The following is a 17,770-nucleotide window of genomic DNA, read 5'->3' on the forward strand; positions in this document are numbered from 1 at the left end:
ACTGATGGCCTTTCCGACCGCGTCTTTGACGACCATGAAGCCATCATCCGCGCCCGTGTGCGGCGGCTGGGCAGAAGCTCATCGCCCAACCCAGACAGTGGGGCTCAGGGTCGAGCTTCCGTGCCCTCTTGTTCTAGACTAATATGGGGCTGTAGCACCAGGCGCGAAGAATTATTGCAAGGTGCCGCCGGCTTCGCCCTGGTTGGCAAAATCGATTAGTAACTGAGCCCCATGTCTCCAAGCTTTTGGTAGCACAGCTGTAATGTGGACGCCGTGTCAGCGTTGAATCTCTCGTGGATCGCTCATCTAGAGGATGGGACGGCATTTCGACCACCCGTTCGCACGTCACTGACGCGCGTTGCGCTAGTTTGAGCCCGTCTAGACCTGTTTTATAAACGGGACAGAACCATTCCGTCCCGCCTCCACAGTGGCGAAAACCTATTGCTTGGCCCGATCTCCATTCGGATCGAAAAACGCCCGGAGCGACGCATCGGATTCATAAAGCTTGCCGGCAATCTCGATTTCCCACCGACTGTTTTCGATCAACTCCTTCGTGACACCGGCGGGATCGCTTACATATCCCATTCCGATTGACGTTCCGAGCGTAAAGCTCTTCACGCCAGACGAAATATACCCGACAATTCGGCCGTCGCAGCGGATAAGCTCTTCGTGAAAGAGAACAGGTTTGGGATCACGAAGTCTAAATGATACCAGCCGTTTTCTCAGGGGCATTGCGTCCTTTTGGGCTTTCAAAGCGTCCCTACCGAGAAAGCCATACTCTTTATCCCAATCGACTGTAAATCCCAGGCCCGCTTCGAGCAACGTATCCACTGGAGTAAGATCGAACTGATATTCCCGATATGCGCGTTCAGACCGCAGATGTTCGAGCGCATGGTAGCCTGCAGGCTTAAGCCCAAGCCCTCGACCCGCGTCCCACACAACATCAAAGACATGCTGAGCCATTTCGGTCGGAATATGAAGCTCCCAACCAAGCTCTCCAACATATGTCAGCCTGTTGGCTATGACCCGTGCGTACCCGATGTCGATTTCCTGACTGGTCGCGAATGGAAAGGCTTCGTTCGCAAGGTTTGTATCAGTAACCTGGGACAGAATCTCGCGCGACTTTGGCCCTTGCAGCGATAGAACCGCGTAGGCCGACGTGACGTCTGTGATCGTGACGTTCCACTCACTGGTGATGTGTTTTTCAATCCACGCTTTGTCCCTCGGATGGACTGTGGCCGACGAGATGATCAGGAATTCAGTCTTGGACAGGCGATTTACTGTGATGTCTGTTTCAATCCCGCCTTTTTGATTAAGCATATGTGTATACACAAGCTTCCCTACGGGCACATCCACATTTCCCGCGCAAAGCCACTGGAGGAACCGACAGGCGTCGTGCCCCTGAACCAGATGTTTTCCGAACGAGCTCTGGTCTAACAGAATTGCATCATTTCGAGCGGCATGGCATTCCTGACTGGTATATTCGAACCAATTCGGCTCGTCATAGGAATAGACGTTCTCCGTCCGTGCTCCCTCGCCTGCGAACCACATGGGCCGCTCCCAGCCCATGCCCTCCCCAAAGCTAGCTCCAAGCTTAGCCCACCGATCGTGTAGTACGCTTTTGCGCACACCGCGTGCAGTCTCGGGTTGGTAGCTCGGCCAGTGCATCTTGTAGTGAAGCCCCAACACTTCGGCAGTACGATCATGCAAATATGTCTTATTGATCTGGAAGGGATGAAATCGGGCCACATCGACGAAGCTGGTATCCATCTGAGGCTCGCCGGCAATGATCCACTCAGCCAGGGCCCGCCCTGCTCCCGCGCCGTATTCAATACCCTCCGAATTATAACCGGTCGAAACGTACAGATTTTTCGATCCGGGAACTTCACCGATCATAAACAGGAGGTCGGGGGTGAAGCTCTCTGGGCCGTTAAAAAACTTTGCGATGCCGGCGTTGGCGAGGTCAGGAACAATTTCTATCGCCTTGGTCATGGGAAGTTCAAAGTGCTCCCAGTCTTCCCAGAGTTCGATGAAGGCTGTCTCCTTCGGGAGCTTCCCCATCGGCAAAGGCTTCCCCCACGGCTCGAAGGCACCCACGAGGATCTTGCCGGTATCTTCTTTCAGATACACATGGCCATCGGTATCGCGCAGGACAGGTAGGTTGGGCGACGCAAAATCCAGCGCTTCGGTCACCACATAAAAGTGCTCGGCCGCGTAGATCGGGATCCGCGCGCCCAGCTTGGATGCCAGGTCTCTGGTCCAAAGTCCGCACGCGAGTACGAGAACCTCAGCTTCAATGACACCTGCGTTAGTTCGAACCTGGTATCGGCCGTCTGCAGTTCGCCAAAGGTCCGTGACTCCAGTGTTCTCAAGGATCTTTACCCCATTTTTCTTGGCGCCAATCGCCAGGGCCATGCATGTGTCGACGGGGTTGGTTTGGCCGTCTCCTGGGATAAAGACTGCACCTTCGATGATTGACGCGTTGAGGGCTGGATAGAGCCTCTTCGCCTCGCTCGGCGAAATCATGTTGGCCTCAAGACCGAAACTCTTAGCGATTGAGGCATTGCGCGCGGTTTCATGGAGGCGCTCTTTGGTTCTGGCGACACCAAGCGTGCCATTTCGTTTGAACCCTGTCGCTTGTCCAGTTTGCGCCTCAAGTGTGGAGTAGAGTTCTGCATTATATTTTGCGATCTCCGTCAGCGCATGAGTACCACGCGTCTGCATGATCAAACCAGCAGCATGCCAAGTGGTGCCAGACGTAAGAGTGTTGCGCTCCAAAAGCGCAATGTCTTTTTTGCCGTTCTTTGCAAGATGAAAGGCGACACTCGCACCCGCAATACCTCCGCCAACTATGACAATCTCGTGGTGGCGAGTGGGAACTTCTCGAGGACGGAAGGGCGGATTGATGGTCATATGTATCCCTGTTCGGTTTTCACTCGCGGGCAGGACAGCTTGAGCTTTGTGAATCGCTTCCGCTGTATCCGCCAAACGTTCCAGAGCCGGTCATTTTCCAACAGGTTAGGGGACGGGAGCGGGCGGAATCATGCTAATCGGGGGCCAGGATGGTTTCGTTCTGCGTATTTCGCGGTTCTTCCGCCGAATATGTGCGCCAAGTGCCCAGCGGTGTGCTGGGGTGGACTATTATCGATGCCCTCGGTGTGGTCTGGATGCTGCGAACAGAGGCTGCCTCTTTGCTTGGCGGCTAACGTTCTCGATGCACGTCCTTATGCGCTGGCCGACGGCAGATCGCCGTGAGGGGTCATGCCCATCGATCGCGGAACTGCGGCCGGTGATGGCCCAACCGGCGGCTCACCTGAGCCGTCCTCTGGGGCTGCGACCGAGGACGCTCGCTTCGGCTTGGCGCTTTTCATCGAGACGCCCCGCCTTCGATCAACCTAACGTCGGCGCGAACTGCTCTGGCGTCCTGGCCGGCGGGACCGAGGAAAGGGATAGGCGAGAAAGAAGTGGTCGAGCTATGTCCCAATGGATGCGAAAGTGGTTGACTCCCAACGCGCATCGTCTTCCAGCAACAAAATGCGCCGGCTTGTAAGGTTCCGTCATGCCCTGTGGTTTCTAGACAGGACGACGGCGCCCAAGGGCCACACTTCGCGCCAGGTGGTCGCCCTCCATTGATTTCTCGGTATCACATCACCGACCAATGGAAACAATTTGCTTGGGGCCGTTCGCTAAAGCTCGGTTGTCAGAATCACTTGGGTGAAAATGATAGCTCATGAATCGGGAAGCTATCACTCGGTACACCTTCCCAATCCGGAGTGTAAATAATGGAGCTTGCGGCTAGTCCACGACGATCAACTCACGGGCTACATCGGCCAGCCTCTCACCACCCTTTTCGGTAACAACAAACGACTCTGATATTGCGGCTCCGAAGGCAGCAGGTCTCACCCCGGATTGGAAATGGAAGCACATGCCGGCCTGGAGCACAGCCTTTTCACCGGCGCGAATGCTCACGGTACGTTCGCCCCAGTCCGGTGGAAAGTTCATGCCGATTGAGTAACCGGAACGGCCTTTTTTGATGTACCCGTGCCGGTTAAGGACACTATGCCAGACGGCATTCAGCTCCTCGACGACTACTCCCGGCTTTGCTATTTCGAGTACAGCGTCGCCACCTTCCACGATGGCATTGGCGAGTTGCTTGACCTCTTCAGGTGGCTTTCCCATGTAAATCGTACGTGTCAGCGGCGCATGATAATGACGTCTCGCTGCGCCAATCTCCAAGAGAACCAGCCCCGATGACGGCAACGGTTTATCCGACCATGTGAGGTGCGGCGCGTTCGTTTTTTCACCAACCTGAATCAACGGACAGAGGCTCGCATAGTCACCGTATTTTCCGTCAATACCTCGTGTTTGAGAAGCGTAAATCTGAGCGGCAATTTCGTACTCCGGCACACCCGGCTTCAGATTTTCGATCGCCATGCGCATAGTGTAGCTTACAATCCGGCCGGCTTCCCTCATATAGACGAGTTCAGCGTCAGATTTAACGAGTCTCGCCCAATTGACGAGCCCACGGTTATCGGAAAACTTTGCATTGGGAAGACCTTTAACAAGGTGCTGGTGTGCTCGCGCAGTATAGAAATGCGCATCAAGCTCAACCCCGATCCGATCAGATCCCCACCCCCGCGATTTTATGATTTCGGCGACTTCATCGTAGGGATGCAGTTCCACATGATGGAGTCGGTCATCTGAGAAATTGATGATGTTCTCAGGAGGCAAGTCTGTCGTAGCTCGAGCCCCGTTCACGTCCACCAGCCGTCCGATCCACACCGGTGTTTCCGATTGGAGGTGTAGCAGGACCACTTGAGGCGTGTAGAAGGACCAGGCGTCATAGCCGGTCAGCCAGCACATGTTGGCGGGATCTTGGCAGATTAGCAAGTCCAGTCCTGCTTCCTCCATCCGTGTCTTAACGTCATGAACACGGCGTCGATACTCCGCAGGCAGGAAGGGTTTGTCAAAGTCCATTCGTAATCGTCCTCTGCAGTGGGTGGTTGCCGGACCAAGCGTTGTCCATGCCTATCCGTACTAATCGACAACCTAGCATGCTTCAGGGCACTGCTTCGCGAGGACCCGGCTCTTCGGGTGCAGAAAACCTGCGTTTTTGTGACTTTGCCCGCAGCTTAGCTTCCTGGTCTGGAAGAGTCGGGGCTTTCTGAGCAGGACAAGCGGTTGATCGGCTCGTCGCTAATACCGATCTTCGGCGAATGTCTTCGCGACGATTACCGCCTCGGCCACGGTTGGGGATGATGAGGCATTTTTACTGGACCTGGTGCCCGAGTGCGGAACCCGCATCGCACGTTGACGCTGACCTTGCGGATCGCCTCGGCAACTTAGTCGCAGGGATGGGTGCCGGCGAAGCTGTTGACGAGGATGAGCTCAACATTCTTATCGCATCGCACGCCGCTGATCGATTCCGCCATCCACCTGGAGGAGGCTCCGCCCCGATGTTGAAGAGGTTGGCCCCATCTTGATCATGTCCATACTCGCATGGCGAGGCCGGCTCAACGGATGCCTTGTATATCGAGCTCGGCAAATAGGGTCCTTTTTGCTCGATGACGCCCTAACAAAGCTCAAAGAGAGCAAACGGAGAAAAACTCAGCAGAACGGCGTTATTCGCAGGAGAACGCCCTGGCAGCCCTGCATCGCGCCGCCAATAACCGCAGCTACCGAGCTAGTTTGATGAAAGCGAATGGTCGAATTTGGAGTTAAAGATGAGAGGCTTAGCAACCGCCGCATTAGAGAGGCTCAAACGGCAAGACCTCCTGCAAAAATGCGCCTATGTGAATGGTGCTTGGCTCTCCAAGATCGAAACAATCTCGGTGGTGGACCCGGCTACTGGCGAGGAACTGACTCAGGTAGCAGCCTGTGAGATTTCCGATGTGGACACTGCCGTCAACTTCGCAAGAAGCGCATATCAACAGTGGCGCGATGTTATTCCTTCGGAACGGGGTACATACCTGCGGAAATGGGCCGCAGGTATGCGCGAGAACGCGGAAGATCTCGCCATCATCATGAGCGCCGAGCAAGGCAAACCGTTGACCGAAGCGCGCGGTGAGATTTCATATGCCGCTAGTTTTCTTGACTGGTTTGCAGCCGAGGGCGAGCGGGCATATGGCGAGACTATCCCGAGTCATCTTAGGGGCAGCCAACTCTCCGTGCAGATGCAGCCGGTCGGAGTGACGGTCGCCATAACTCCTTGGAACTTTCCATCGGCGATGATCACCAGGAAGGCAGGGGCCGCGCTGGCTGCCGGCTGCACCATGATTGTCAAGCCCGCCCCGGAAACGCCCTTGTCAGCTCTGGCCCTTGCCCGTCTTGCCGAGGACGCAGGACTCCCCGCCGGCGTGTTTCAAGTAATCACGGGAGACGCTCCCGTGCTTGCGAAGCGGCTGCTCGAGCATAGCGATGTGCGGGCATTCTCCTTCACGGGCTCGACCGAAGTGGGTCGGATCCTGCTTGAGCAGTCCGCGAAGACCATGAAGAAGGCTTCACTTGAGCTCGGTGGCAATGCTCCCTTCATAGTTTTCGATGACGCTCCGTTGGAGGCTGCCGTGACAGGGTGTGTGTCAGCCAAATTCGCGACATCCGGTCAGGATTGTCTGGCAGCCAATAGGATTTATGTCCAAAGGAGAAGCTATGACCGATTTGTGGAAGAATTCGCGAAGGCCACCAGTAAACTGAAAGTCGGGCACGGCTTCGAGTCTGGGGTGGATATTGGTCCAATGACCAAACCTTCCGTCGCCGAAAAGTGCAGGCGACAGGTTTCCGAAGCTCTTTGTGCTGGAGCCCGCATCGTTGTTGGCGGACAGGACAGTCCACTAGGGGGCAATTTCGTCACCCCGACTGTACTCGCGGACGTCACAGACGACATGCTGGTTGCCAAGGAAGAAACTTTCGGCCCGGTGGCGGCAATCTTGGTTTTTGATGACGAGGCGGAGGTGCTCGCCCGGGCCAACAACACGGAAATGGGCCTTGCGGCATATGTCTATACGCGGGACCTCAACCGCGCCCTGCGGCTGACCGATCAACTGGAGTACGGTATGGTCGCAGTCAACACCCCGAAATTTACCGGGGCTCCCATACCATTCGGCGGATGGAAGCAATCCGGCCTCGGCCGCGAGGGATCGAGACATGGTCTCGTCGAATATCTCGAACCCAAATACGTGTGCATCGGCAACATCGCAGCCTGAAAGGAAAGCGCCATGACTATCAACATCAAGGATATCAGCGAGAAGGACAGAAACGCTGTCCTACACCCTTTCACGCAACTCAAGGACTTTGCCACCGGCAAGCTTGGCGAGCCAACGATCGTCGAGACCGGGAGGGGGATCCGCATTCAAGACGCGCATGGAAACAAGTTTATCGATGGTTTTGCCGGTCTGTACTGCGTCAATGTCGGCTATGGCCGCACCGAAGTAGCAGAAGCGATCTCGCGTCAGGCCTATCGGCTCGCTTATTACCACTCGTATGCGGCGCACACGACGGACGAGCTCGCGATTCTTTCCGATCGCCTCGTGAAGATGGCACCTGGCAAGATGAGCAAAGTGTTCTACGGGATGTCCGGCTCGGACGCCAACGAGACCCAGGCCAAGCTTGTCTGGTACTATAACAATCTGCGTGGCAAGCCGAACAAGAAGAAGATCATCTCGCGTGAACGCGGCTATCACGGCTGCAGTGTCGTGTCTGGCTCAATGACGGGCATGAGCTTCTATCACGACCACATGGACCTGCCGCTTCCGCAGATCGTTCACACCGGTGTTCCACATCACTACTGGGGCGCAAACCCAGGCGAGTCCGAACGCGAATTTTCAGCGCGGCGGGCCGAGGAACTTGATCAGTTGATCGAACGCCTGGGCCCGGAGAATGTGGGCGCCTTCATCGGCGAGCCGGTGCTCGGCACCGGCGGCATCACACCTCCGCCGGAAGGTTACTGGCAAGCAATCCAGCTCGTGCTCAAAAAGCACGATGTGCTCCTCATTGCAGATGAAGTCATAACCGGTTTTGGTCGAACTGGCTCCATGTTCGGCTCGCATCACTACGGCATCGAGCCAGACCTCATAACGATCGCAAAGGGTCTGACTTCGGCCTATTTCCCACTTTCGGCGGCAATCGTTGGTGAAAATGTCTACAAGGTCCTAGAGGACGGGGCCGACAAGGTCGGCGCGTTCTCGCACGGCTACACCTATTCAGGTCATCCGATCGGGGCTGCCGCCGCCAACGCAGTGCTGGACATCGTCGAGAAAGAAGACCTCCCGGCAAACGCTCGCGAGGTCGGCGCTTTCTTCCAAGCGCAGTTGAAGGAGAAATTCGCGCAGTTGCCGATCGTCGGCGAAGTGCGCGGCGTCGGCCTTATGGGCGCGATCGAGTTCGTGGCCGATCGCGACAAGAAAAAGCGTTTTGATCCCACGCTCAGGGTTGGTGCACGAATCTCTAAGGCAGCGCGCGAACGCGGCCTTATCGCTCGCGCCATGCCGCATGGGGACATTCTGGGCTTCGCTCCGCCCTTGGTTACAACGAAGGCTGAAGTTGAAGAAATCGTTGGCATCGCTGAGAGTGCAGTGCGTTCCGTCATGGATGAGCTCACACGAGACGGGCTTAGCATATGAGGCGGATGACAGTCGAACCTGCGGTCACAGTACGCCCTAGAAACAATCTGCCAACCTTCGACAAGTGCTGCCTGCCCGGTCTACCGATCGGATCACCGGTTGGTACGCGAGCGGGTATGTCGAGCGAGACCGAGTAGGAGAGCATCGGTCCTAGACCGCGGTGGGATCGCATTAAAGGCCCACTACGGCGCTCCCGCCTCCAGCCTTCCGACGCTTGCTGGCACACCTTCGGGTGCTGCCGAATACGGCTTCAAATGGCTTGGACACTTCGTGTTGCGTGGTGGGGCTGGTCCCCAACGAAGTAAGTGGGTCGCGCAGTTTTGGCATCGTCGCTGGAATCATTGAGCGATCAAGGCAGGAGAAAGGGCACCCCAGGGATGCTAGACTTACAGTCCACATGCCGACATTTTTGCTTTTACCTCCTGCCGGCCTTTTCGCTCCAGGCCTTCTCGTCAGCAGTAGAAGCCCTGAGGCTCGCTAACGAAGTGTTGGGGCGGGCCGTATATAGCTGGCAGGTCATTTCGGACGACGGGCAACCTGCAGCCTCGAGTTGCGAGTTGTTGGTTTGCGCCGATTCTTCGTTGTCCTTCGAACGTGAAAGAATTCGCCGATCGATCTCAGCACCGGCTGTCGTGATCGTCGGCGGCCGCAATGCTCCAAGTCCCCACAAGCAGCTTGACGCCTGGCTACGAGAGTGTCGCAACCGCCGCGGCAGCCTTGTAGGAATATGTAGCGGTACGATTGTACTTGCTCGGGCGGGGCTTGCCGAAGGGCGGCGTTGCGCGGTTCACTGGGAGCAATTTCCGATATTCTCTGAGCGGTTCCCACATGTGGTAGCAACTCAAACCGCCTTCGAGCGGGACGGAGACCTATACACTTGCGCCGGGGGGGACGCCCCCTTCGACATGTTTCTGGATTTGGTTGACCGCCATCATGGGACGATAGTCGCCAATCGTATTTGCGAAAAAGCCATCGCACACAGGACCCGTTCAGCGGGTGACCGCCAACGTCTACCTCTTCATTCTCGAGTGCAACTAAACCATCAGGCGGTCATCAAGGTCATCGAGGAGATGGAGGCAAATCTAACGGAGCCATTGCTATTGGACGAACTTGTCTGTTCAGCCGGCCTATCCCGCCGTCAAATCGAGCGACTATTTAGGCGGGAACTGGGATGCTCTCCGAGTCGCTACTATTTGGACCTTCGTCTGGAACGTGCGCACCTGCTACTCGTCAGCTCGCGTCTGCCGGTCGTTGAAATCGCGATGGCTTGCGGCTTTGTCTCCGCGTCGCATTTCTCAAAAGCGTACCGCGATGCCTATGGATGCGCTCCGCATCAATCACGACTACCGGTCTACCAACGAAAAGAAATGCGATCGAACCGGCCGGAGGAAAGTAGAACTCGGCAAATCGATCGGAGGCTAAGTAACGAAAGAATACCTAACTGCCACTAGCATGAGCGCCGTGTTGTTCTCAGAAGTTGGGGTAGGCCCTGAATGGTGTCAGCCAGTTTGGGGAAGGTGTTCAAAGAAAGCCTGGCTTCGATCAACTTTTGTCGACTGTCCCTTGCAAACCGGGGCGGCCCGCGCCCGCATTACTGACATTAGCGCTAGGTGAAGACACGGGGACGCGATCAGAGGAGGATGATCCTATATGACTCAATTGCCTTTTGCGCTTAGCGAATACCAAAGCCGGCTTCTTGCCATCCGCGCGGACATGGCGCGCCGCGGCCTCGATCTTCTGATCGTCAACGACGTTGCCAACCAGCACTACATCACCGGCTACGACGGCTGGTCGTTCTACACACCGCAGGTTGTTCTGGTGCCGCTTGGCGACGAGGAGCCGGTCTGGATCGGGCGCGCGATGGATGCTGCGGGCGGGCTGTTGACGGCATGGATGAAGCCGAAGAACATCGTCGGTTTCCCGGAAGATCATGTCCAGCGCCCCGATCGCCATCCGATGGACTGGATCGCCGAATGGATCGAGAAGAGAGGGTGGGGGCGGGGCAATATCGGCATCGAGCTGGAGGCTTACTACTATTCGCCAAAGGCGCATGCCCGCCTGACCGCCGGCCTGCCCAACGCGGCCTTCCACGACGCCGACCTCCTGGTCAATTGGATACGCAGCGTCAAGTCGGATACCGAGATCGGGTATCTGCGCAAGGCTGCGCGCCTTGCCGAGGCGGCGGTTACGGCGGCCTACGAGGTTATTGCGCCGGGCGTGCGCGAGTGCGACGCCATCGCCAGAATCCAGCGGGCACAAATAGCGGGCTCGCCGGATTTCGCTGGCGACATTACTGCCCTCCCGCCGACCATCTTGGGGGGTGAGAATGCGTCGGCGCCGCATATCATGTGGAGCGACCGCCGGTTCGGCGAGAACGAAACCGTCGCGCTGGAACTCGCTGGGGTTGTGCGCCGCTATGCCGCCGGTCTGGCCCGCACGCTTCAGCTCGGCGCCATGCCCGTCAAGGTTAGCGACACCGGAAAGGCGGTGCTCGAAGGCATGGAGGCTGTGCTTGAGACGATCCGGCCTGGCGTACTCGCGGAAGATGTCGAGGCGAGCTGGCGCAAGGTCATCCAGCGCTACGGCCTGAAGAAGGAATCCCGCATCGGCTATTCGATCGGCGCCGCCTATCCGCCAGATTGGGGCGAACACACGATCAGCCTGCGCCGGGGTGACAAGACGATCCTGAAGCCCGGCAACGTCCTACACTCGATCCTCGGCATGTGGATGGACGGCTGGGGGATCGAAGTCAGCGAAACGATTCTCGTTACCGCCAATGGCTGCGAAACGCTGACCCGGTTCCCGCGAGAGATCCATGTCAAACGCTGAAGCCGGCGACGCATTGATGGACGCTAAGCTGGAGAAGCGGATGTTGGAGGTCCGGCGCCATCTCCACCGCAACCCGGAGCTGTCGAACGAAGAACGTGAGACGCAGGCCTATTTGAAACAGGCGCTGGAGGACGCCGGGCTGAGCGGGATCAGGCCCGTGGCCGGCTTCGGTCTGGCCGTCGACGTGGTCAGCACGGCCGGCCCGTCGAACCGCAAGGTCGTCATTCGCGCCGATATCGACGCGCTGCCGATCACGGAGGCTTCCGGCGTGCCGTTCAGCTCCGAGCGTCCGGGCGTGATGCACGCGTGCGGCCACGACGCCCACGCCGCGATGGGCTATGCGGCGAGTGTCCTTCTGGAACGGCAGAAGCAATCCTTTAGCGGCACCGTCAGGATCATCTTCCAGCCCGCCGAGGAGGCAGAGCCCCTCGGTGGCCGGCGGGTCGTGGATGAAGGGCTTCTGGATGATCTCGATGCCGCGATCGGCATACATGCGTATGCCGAGACGGGCAAGATCGCGGTCGGCGAAGGCCCGTACACGCTGGCCTGCGATACGTTCGACATCACCGTCACCGGCCACTCGGCGCACGCCGCCAAACCGTCCGAAGGCGTTGACGCCATTGCCGTCGCTTGTTCGATCGTGATCGTATCGCGTGAAATCGATCCCTACGACCCGCTGGTCATATCCATTACCGGCATCGAGGGCGGCGGCGCGTACAATGTGACTGCCGCCGAGGCTAGGTTGAAGGGCACGATCCGCAGCGACCACGAAGCGACCCGCCAGCATGCCTGGAAGAGACTGCGCCAGATCGTCGACGGCGTGGCAACAAGCCACAATTCTGGCGCCGAACTGGATCTGCATTTCTCGCTGTAGAAGGCAAAGTCGTCGGCTGCGGTCCAGCCCGGCGCGCTGAGCATGTTCTCCTGTCCCAGCAGGCCGGCACCGGTTCTGCGGATGATATCGACCATGTCCGGGTGGTTGATCACCGGCGGCTCGCCGCGTCCCTCGGTCTATTTCCGCCTGGGCGTCCGCAACGAGAAACTTGGAGCGGTCTATCCGCTCCAACATCCGCGATTTCGGGTCGATGAACAGGCGCTGTCGATAGGGGCTGTCGTCCTCTGTGACTCTGCCCGAAATTTTTTGATGCGGCTCACCTAGTGTTCGACTGCCCCCTCGAGATACCCGTCTCTCTGAGAATGCATGAATTTGCCGCCGCCGAAAAACGAACCCAATGGCCTTTTGCCGCCAAGGGCGGCCCTTATGTGAGAGTTGGAAAGGGCGAAAATGCTGAACAACTGTCGTTCCCATGGGCTTTGGGAGCGCAGCGCACCAGACGCCCCGCAGACAAGCATCCTCGGATACCCCATAAACAAGGGCTGTGGTGGGCGGCGGATCCACGGGACTTTCGACGGCACTGCACCTGGCGCAAGCCGGTATGAAGGTCAGCGTCCTTGAGACGGTGGAAATTGGCTTTGGCGCCTCGGAGGCGTAACGCTGGCTTAGTCAATGCCGCCCTACGGATGAAGCCCGAGGATGTGAAATCAAGTTTAGGCGCACCTTTCGGTGAACAGGTCTTGCAACTTCTTGGCGACGGGCCTGCCGGGTCTGGTCTCTGATCGACAAGCACGTCATCGACTGCCAGGCTGTGAGGAACGGCATGCTTCATTGCGCGGTCGGCGACACGGGACTAAATGAGCTCCAGGAACGCGAGCAGTAGTGGCAGAAACGGGGCGCACCCGTGCGTCTTCTCACCGCAGAGGAGACAGCGGCACGCACTGGTACGAGCGCCTATTCCGGATCACTTCTCGATTTGCGCGCCGGAACTATCCAGCCACTCGGTTATGCACTAGGACTTGCTCGCGCGGCTATCTCCGCAGGAGCAAAAATATATCATTCAAGTGGGGTGACCGGGGCCGAGCGATCAAACGGCAAGTGGACATTGCACACAGCAGAGGATCACTCGAGGCCGACTGGGTCGTAGTTGCAACGGATGCCTATACGAAAGCTCCTTGGCCAGAGCTGAGGCATGAGCAGATACATGTTCCTTATTTCAATGTAGCGACGCGGCCGCTACCGGACGAACTACAGAAGTCCATTCTTCCCAACCGCGAGGGCTACTGGGACACAAAGAAAATCTTGAGTTCGTTTCGGCTTGACCGCGAGGGGCGGTTGATTTTCGGCAGTATCGGCGCGCTCGGAGGTATGGGTTCCAGGATTCACCGGTCATGGGCCAAGCGTGCCATTCGCGAGCTCTTCCCGCAAATTTTGGACGTCGAATTGGAGTTCGAGTGGTATGGCATAATCGGGACAACTGGCAATCATCTGCCTCGCTTTCATTGCTTCGCACCGAATGCAGCCAGCTTCTGCGGCTATAATGGCCGTGGAATTTCGCCAGCTACCGTCTTTGGGCGTGTACTGGTCGACCATATTCTTGGGAATGTCGCAGACGCGGATCTGCCACTTCCCGTCACTACCCCGGAAATCCCGGCCTTCCGTGCGCTGAAGGAGAACTATTTTGAGGTGGGAGCCCAACTTGCGCACTTGATCGATGCTCGTTTCTAAAGCGACACGGGCCTCGTGCGCCAGCAATCTAGCTCCCTTCTTGACCGAACCCTCGTCACCAGACCGTGGGAGCCGCATTCGCCACGGCGCGCAAAGGCACAATGGCGCCCGCCCATTTGCCCTTATTATGCACATGCGGCGGCCTCAACGCCGAACTCCTGCGTTGATGAAGCATCATTCGCGCAGATCGGTCCATTGAACGCGCTACAATTGTGGCGCTATCAGAGAAGGTAGCAAGGTTTCCCAAGTACGCCACCTCCCAAGGCGCAACGCCCAGCAGCGAACTCAGGCTCCTGCTGGGCGATCAATCTTGCTGCGTGTCGGCTGCTTGCATTAAATGCCCTCGTGCTGATTGGCATCTGCAAAATGTGAAAGCGGATGCTCGGTCATGCCTCGAAATACCGACCCATTCTCAACATCGTGCAGTAGTCGCATCCGCGATTAACAACCGGTTGGTCCGAGGTAAACGTGTGCAGCGCGAAAATCCTTGCGCGATTAGCCCGGATTCCGCACGCTGAAGAAAGGCTCTAAACTATACGCATCTGCTAACATTCCCTTTTTCGTGGAGAAGCCAGCCGCTCTTTCGCACCAGGTCTTTTGTGGAATGGCGCATATCCGCATCTCGACGGCAAGCCAACAGCCACGCGGCTCGACACCCTATCTGAAGCGAGTTGCGGCGGCGGCCTGCAGATTTCATGCTGCCTTTCGAGCGCAGTGGGCCGGGTCCTTGACGACCTGGCTTTTCATGATCTTGGCCGCCGTGTCGATCAAGAAGGTCGTATGGCTAGCCGGAGAGGCGCATGCAGCATTGAAATACCTGCCTTCGGCGATGTTTCTTCCGCCGGCGCCAACGTTTCCCAAATCCGGGGCAGACATCAGAGCTCGTCAATCGGAGGCTTGCTGGCGAGGGATCGTGTCCCGCGGCGTGGTGTAGCTGGCGGCATTGGTCGCCGTGCTCTCCGGCACGGTCGAATGTGCGATCAGGCCCAAACAATCACACGAGAGAACTCATTGTTCCGCTGGCAGTGACTATAGTGGATGCTACTGGGCAACCAGCTATGCTCCTTGCCACCCCTAAGACGAACAATGTCAAATCTATTCGTCTGGCTCCAGGGAGATGCGCGCCGGCACCGTCGAGCTGCCCGTCCCCAAGCTCAGCAAAGGCTCCAACTTCTAGAACCGTGTCGCATGGCCGAGAAGGCGGTGAACTCAAAGCTACGGCGGGCCGTGCGAACGCGTGGCCGGTCTCCAAACGACGACGCCGCAATGAGGCTGCTATACCTCATTCTAAACCACACTGCTGAGGATTGGAAACGGGCTCCGGGCGAATGGTTCGAGGCCAGGACACAATTCGCCGTCGTGTTCCTCACAACGCTCGGTAACATTCTCCGGTAAGGCAATGGGGGCAGTTTTCATGTCGGCCGACACATCCCAGCCAATGGCTCACGACTCCCGAGCTCGGACACCGCTCAGCGAAATATCAAAGCGCTTCAGTTTTTCGATGATCAACCACTCGTGCCTACATGGCAGTTATACTTTGATCGCGAAGACCTACCACTCTTGGTAGTTTTTTCGTTCTCGTTCCTGAGGTAGGTCAGCGGAGTTTCGGGAACCCGCGTCCCGTAGTTTCAATTCCCGCCGAAACTCACCCTGTAGAGAGTGTGCGCTCATTGAAGTACTTACTTGAGAAGGATCTGACCATGGATGGAGTGATTAGCAAACTACACAATACGCACGATGCACAGCCTGCACGAAAACTATCTGAACAAATCACCTTCCGAACCCCGCACCGAAAACGGCGCAGCCGCTTCGGGCTTGCTGCTCCATCGAGGAATGCGCGATCGGCGAGATCCACCCGATCCGCCCGTCGCGGACTACACGCTCGAAAAGCACAACAGCCATATCCCCCGTGCCGACGTATACAAGCCCATGATCATGGCCTGCGTGTTCAACCCGCCGGTCACGGGCAGCGAAATTCACCAGGAGGATGGCTCCTGCGCACTGGAAGCAGAGTAGGCGTGGCGCAGTCCGCGCCGACAAAACCGTAAGAAGAGGAGAAGAAGAAGATGTCTGCTATCACCTACACCGCTGAACGAAGACAGGACCCCTATCCGAGCCGGCTTCCCGAAGAGCGCTGGCTGCCCCGCCAGGATAAGACAGTGTGGAGCCAGTGGTGCCGCGACGCGCCGCTGACAGCGCAGCAGACCGAACACTTCGACCGCGACGGCTTCATTGTCTTGAGGGACCTCTTCTTGGATGAGGAAGTTAAGGCGCTGATCCAAGAATCGGCGGCGTTGCGCGGCGGTGAGCGCGAGCTGGAAGAGGGCATCGTCATCACGGAGCCAGGCTCGGATGAGGTGCGCACCATCTTCAAGCTGCCCGAGTACAGTCCGCTCTTCAACCGGCTCGCAAGCGACCGCCGCGTGGTGGACATCGCCAGCTATCTGCTTGGCGACGACGTCTATATCCACCAGTCGCGGCTGAACTATAAGTCGGGCTTCATAGGCAAGGAGTTCTACTGGCACTCCGATTTCGAGACCTGGCATGCCGAGGACGGCATGCCGCGCATGCGCGCCCTCTCAGCATCGCTGTTCTTGACGGATAACGACGCGCTGAACGGCCCCTTGATGCTGATGTCCGGTTCGCACAGGCACTTCATCGCCTGCGTCGGCGAGACGCCGGAGGACAACTACAAATCCTCGCTCAAGAAGCAGGAAGTGGGCATGCCCTCGTACGAGGCGCTAGCCAAGCTCGCCAAGGAGCCCGGCATCCAAACGGCCACCGGCAAGGCCGGCACGCTGGTTCTGTTCGACGGCAACACGATGCACGGCTCGAACGGCAACATCACGCCGTTCGCTCGTTCCAACGCGTTTTTCGTGTTCAACGCCGTGTCGAACCGGCTCGAGGAGCCGTTCGGCGCAAAGAAACCGCGACCCGAATTCCTTGGCTTCCGCGGCGAGCCGAAGCCGATGGAGAAAGCGTCGGGGAAGCTGGCTTAAGATAGCGGTTGAGAGGGGGAACTCAGCTCCACCACAAAACCCAGGAGAGTACCGGCTTCATTCGAACCCTCGCTAATTTCCTGACCCGTCCTGAGGTCGATGCCTTGCTGGCCGCACCGGACTGGTGCGACCTGGTCCGGTCGACGTAATCACGCGTTCCACACCGGATTGCGGCTATCGGAGATCACTGGTCTCAAGCGCGACGATCTGTTTTTCGGCACGGGCGCCCACCTGCGCGTCATTGGCGCAAGAAACGCTGCACCCCGTTCGCCAAGTCTACGACCGCGGTCTTGAGAAGCTGGCTGAAAGAGTCTCAGCGCGGAGAGGAGAGTATCCTGTTTCCCAGCGCCAGTGAACGGCTGAGCGTTCATGGCGTTTAGTATATGCTGATCAAACACCGCCAGACCGCTTCTGCCATTTGCCTGTCGCTGAATGGAGCGCGCCTTACTGTTCATCGTTTGAAGCACATGATGGCCTTGGACCTCCTGCAGGCGGGCGTCGATCGCTCTGTGGCTCGGCCATGAATCCGTCGAGACCACACAGATCTATCTTGAGGCGGTGTTTGGCGATGAAGGAGGCGGCGTTGGCAAAGACGTCCCCATATTCCGGTAAGTCATCCCGATTCCAGCCCCACAATCTGCTGGAGTTCTTGAACAGCCTGCAGATCGCGCTGACGATGTGGGGTGGCCCGAAATTTCCTTATTCCTCAGAGATTTGCCATCACAGTCACTCGACATAGTCGGGCGGGGTAGATAATGCCG

The 17,770-nt window shown here is 57.7% G+C and carries 9 protein-coding genes and 2 pseudogenes; 9 read left to right on the plus strand and 2 right to left on the minus strand.

Going from position 1 to position 17,770, the window contains the following annotated elements; all coding sequences use genetic code 11:
• Positions 1–438: 438 nt before the first annotated feature.
• Both MESS4_RS11830 and MESS4_RS11835 read right to left on the minus strand, forming a co-directional pair.
• The gene (locus tag MESS4_RS11830; RefSeq protein ID WP_006330331.1) at positions 439–2,913 is read right to left on the minus strand and encodes an FAD-dependent oxidoreductase; all 2,475 of its coding nucleotides are present in this window, start codon (positions 2,911–2,913) and stop codon (positions 439–441) included.
• A gap of 882 nt (positions 2,914–3,795) precedes the next feature.
• Entirely contained in the window at positions 3,796–4,977 is a 1,182-nt protein-coding gene (locus tag MESS4_RS11835) for a Xaa-Pro peptidase family protein (protein ID WP_006330333.1), read from the minus strand.
• Between the two features lie 746 nt (positions 4,978–5,723).
• Here MESS4_RS11835 and MESS4_RS11840 point away from each other — a divergent pair.
• The 9 genes and pseudogenes from MESS4_RS11840 to thpD all read left to right on the plus strand — a co-directional run bounded on the left by MESS4_RS11840 (position 5,724) and on the right by thpD (position 17,009).
• On the plus strand, positions 5,724–7,202 hold the full coding sequence (locus MESS4_RS11840) for an NAD-dependent succinate-semialdehyde dehydrogenase (RefSeq protein ID WP_006330334.1): 1,479 nt from the start codon (positions 5,724–5,726) through the stop codon (positions 7,200–7,202).
• A gap of 12 nt (positions 7,203–7,214) precedes the next feature.
• Positions 7,215–8,618 (plus strand): aspartate aminotransferase family protein, encoded by a 1,404-nt coding sequence (locus MESS4_RS11845; RefSeq protein WP_006330335.1) that lies wholly within the window; start codon positions 7,215–7,217, stop codon positions 8,616–8,618.
• 377 nt (positions 8,619–8,995) lie between these two features.
• Positions 8,996–10,069 (plus strand): GlxA family transcriptional regulator, encoded by a 1,074-nt coding sequence (locus tag MESS4_RS32085; RefSeq protein WP_157385562.1) that lies wholly within the window; start codon positions 8,996–8,998, stop codon positions 10,067–10,069.
• Between the two features lie 199 nt (positions 10,070–10,268).
• Positions 10,269–11,447: a M24 family metallopeptidase gene (locus MESS4_RS11850; RefSeq protein ID WP_006330338.1), complete on the plus strand. Its 1,179-nt coding sequence runs from the start codon at positions 10,269–10,271 to the stop codon at positions 11,445–11,447.
• Complete coding sequence (locus MESS4_RS11855; protein WP_244441121.1) at positions 11,434–12,321, plus strand: amidohydrolase; 888 nt, start codon at positions 11,434–11,436, stop codon at positions 12,319–12,321. The genes MESS4_RS11850 and MESS4_RS11855 overlap by 14 nt, the downstream gene beginning before the upstream one ends.
• 411 nt (positions 12,322–12,732) lie before the next feature.
• Positions 12,733–14,010, plus strand: a pseudogene (locus MESS4_RS33425) (FAD-binding oxidoreductase).
• A gap of 1,191 nt (positions 14,011–15,201) precedes the next feature.
• Positions 15,202–15,405, plus strand: a pseudogene (locus MESS4_RS11875) (transposase); the annotation flags it as partial.
• 342 nt (positions 15,406–15,747) lie between these two features.
• Positions 15,748–16,026, plus strand: a complete 279-nt coding sequence (locus tag MESS4_RS11880) for an ectoine synthase (protein ID WP_006330347.1) — start codon at positions 15,748–15,750, stop codon at positions 16,024–16,026.
• 50 nt (positions 16,027–16,076) lie between these two features.
• A complete protein-coding gene (gene thpD / locus MESS4_RS11885; RefSeq protein WP_006330348.1) occupies positions 16,077–17,009 on the plus strand; it encodes an ectoine hydroxylase in 933 nt (310 codons plus the stop codon).
• Positions 17,010–17,770: the final 761 nt, after the last annotated feature.

The organism is Mesorhizobium sp. STM 4661, from assembly GCF_000359125.1.
Lineage (GTDB): Bacteria > Pseudomonadota > Alphaproteobacteria > Rhizobiales > Rhizobiaceae > Mesorhizobium.

Coding starts and splice junctions, on each gene's coding strand:
- thpD (WP_006330348.1), top strand. CDS start 16,077: ATGTCTGCTATCACCTACACCGCTGAACGAAGACAGGACCCCTATCCG.
- MESS4_RS11840 (WP_006330334.1), top strand. CDS start 5,724: ATGAGAGGCTTAGCAACCGCCGCATTAGAGAGGCTCAAACGGCAAGAC.
- MESS4_RS11845 (WP_006330335.1), top strand. CDS start 7,215: ATGACTATCAACATCAAGGATATCAGCGAGAAGGACAGAAACGCTGTC.
- MESS4_RS11830 (WP_006330331.1), bottom strand. CDS start 2,913: ATGACCATCAATCCGCCCTTCCGTCCTCGAGAAGTTCCCACTCGCCAC.
- MESS4_RS11855 (WP_244441121.1), top strand. CDS start 11,434: ATGTCAAACGCTGAAGCCGGCGACGCATTGATGGACGCTAAGCTGGAG.
- MESS4_RS11850 (WP_006330338.1), top strand. CDS start 10,269: ATGACTCAATTGCCTTTTGCGCTTAGCGAATACCAAAGCCGGCTTCTT.
- MESS4_RS11835 (WP_006330333.1), bottom strand. CDS start 4,977: ATGGACTTTGACAAACCCTTCCTGCCTGCGGAGTATCGACGCCGTGTT.
- MESS4_RS11880 (WP_006330347.1), top strand. CDS start 15,748: ATGCACAGCCTGCACGAAAACTATCTGAACAAATCACCTTCCGAACCC.
- MESS4_RS32085 (WP_157385562.1), top strand. CDS start 8,996: ATGCTAGACTTACAGTCCACATGCCGACATTTTTGCTTTTACCTCCTG.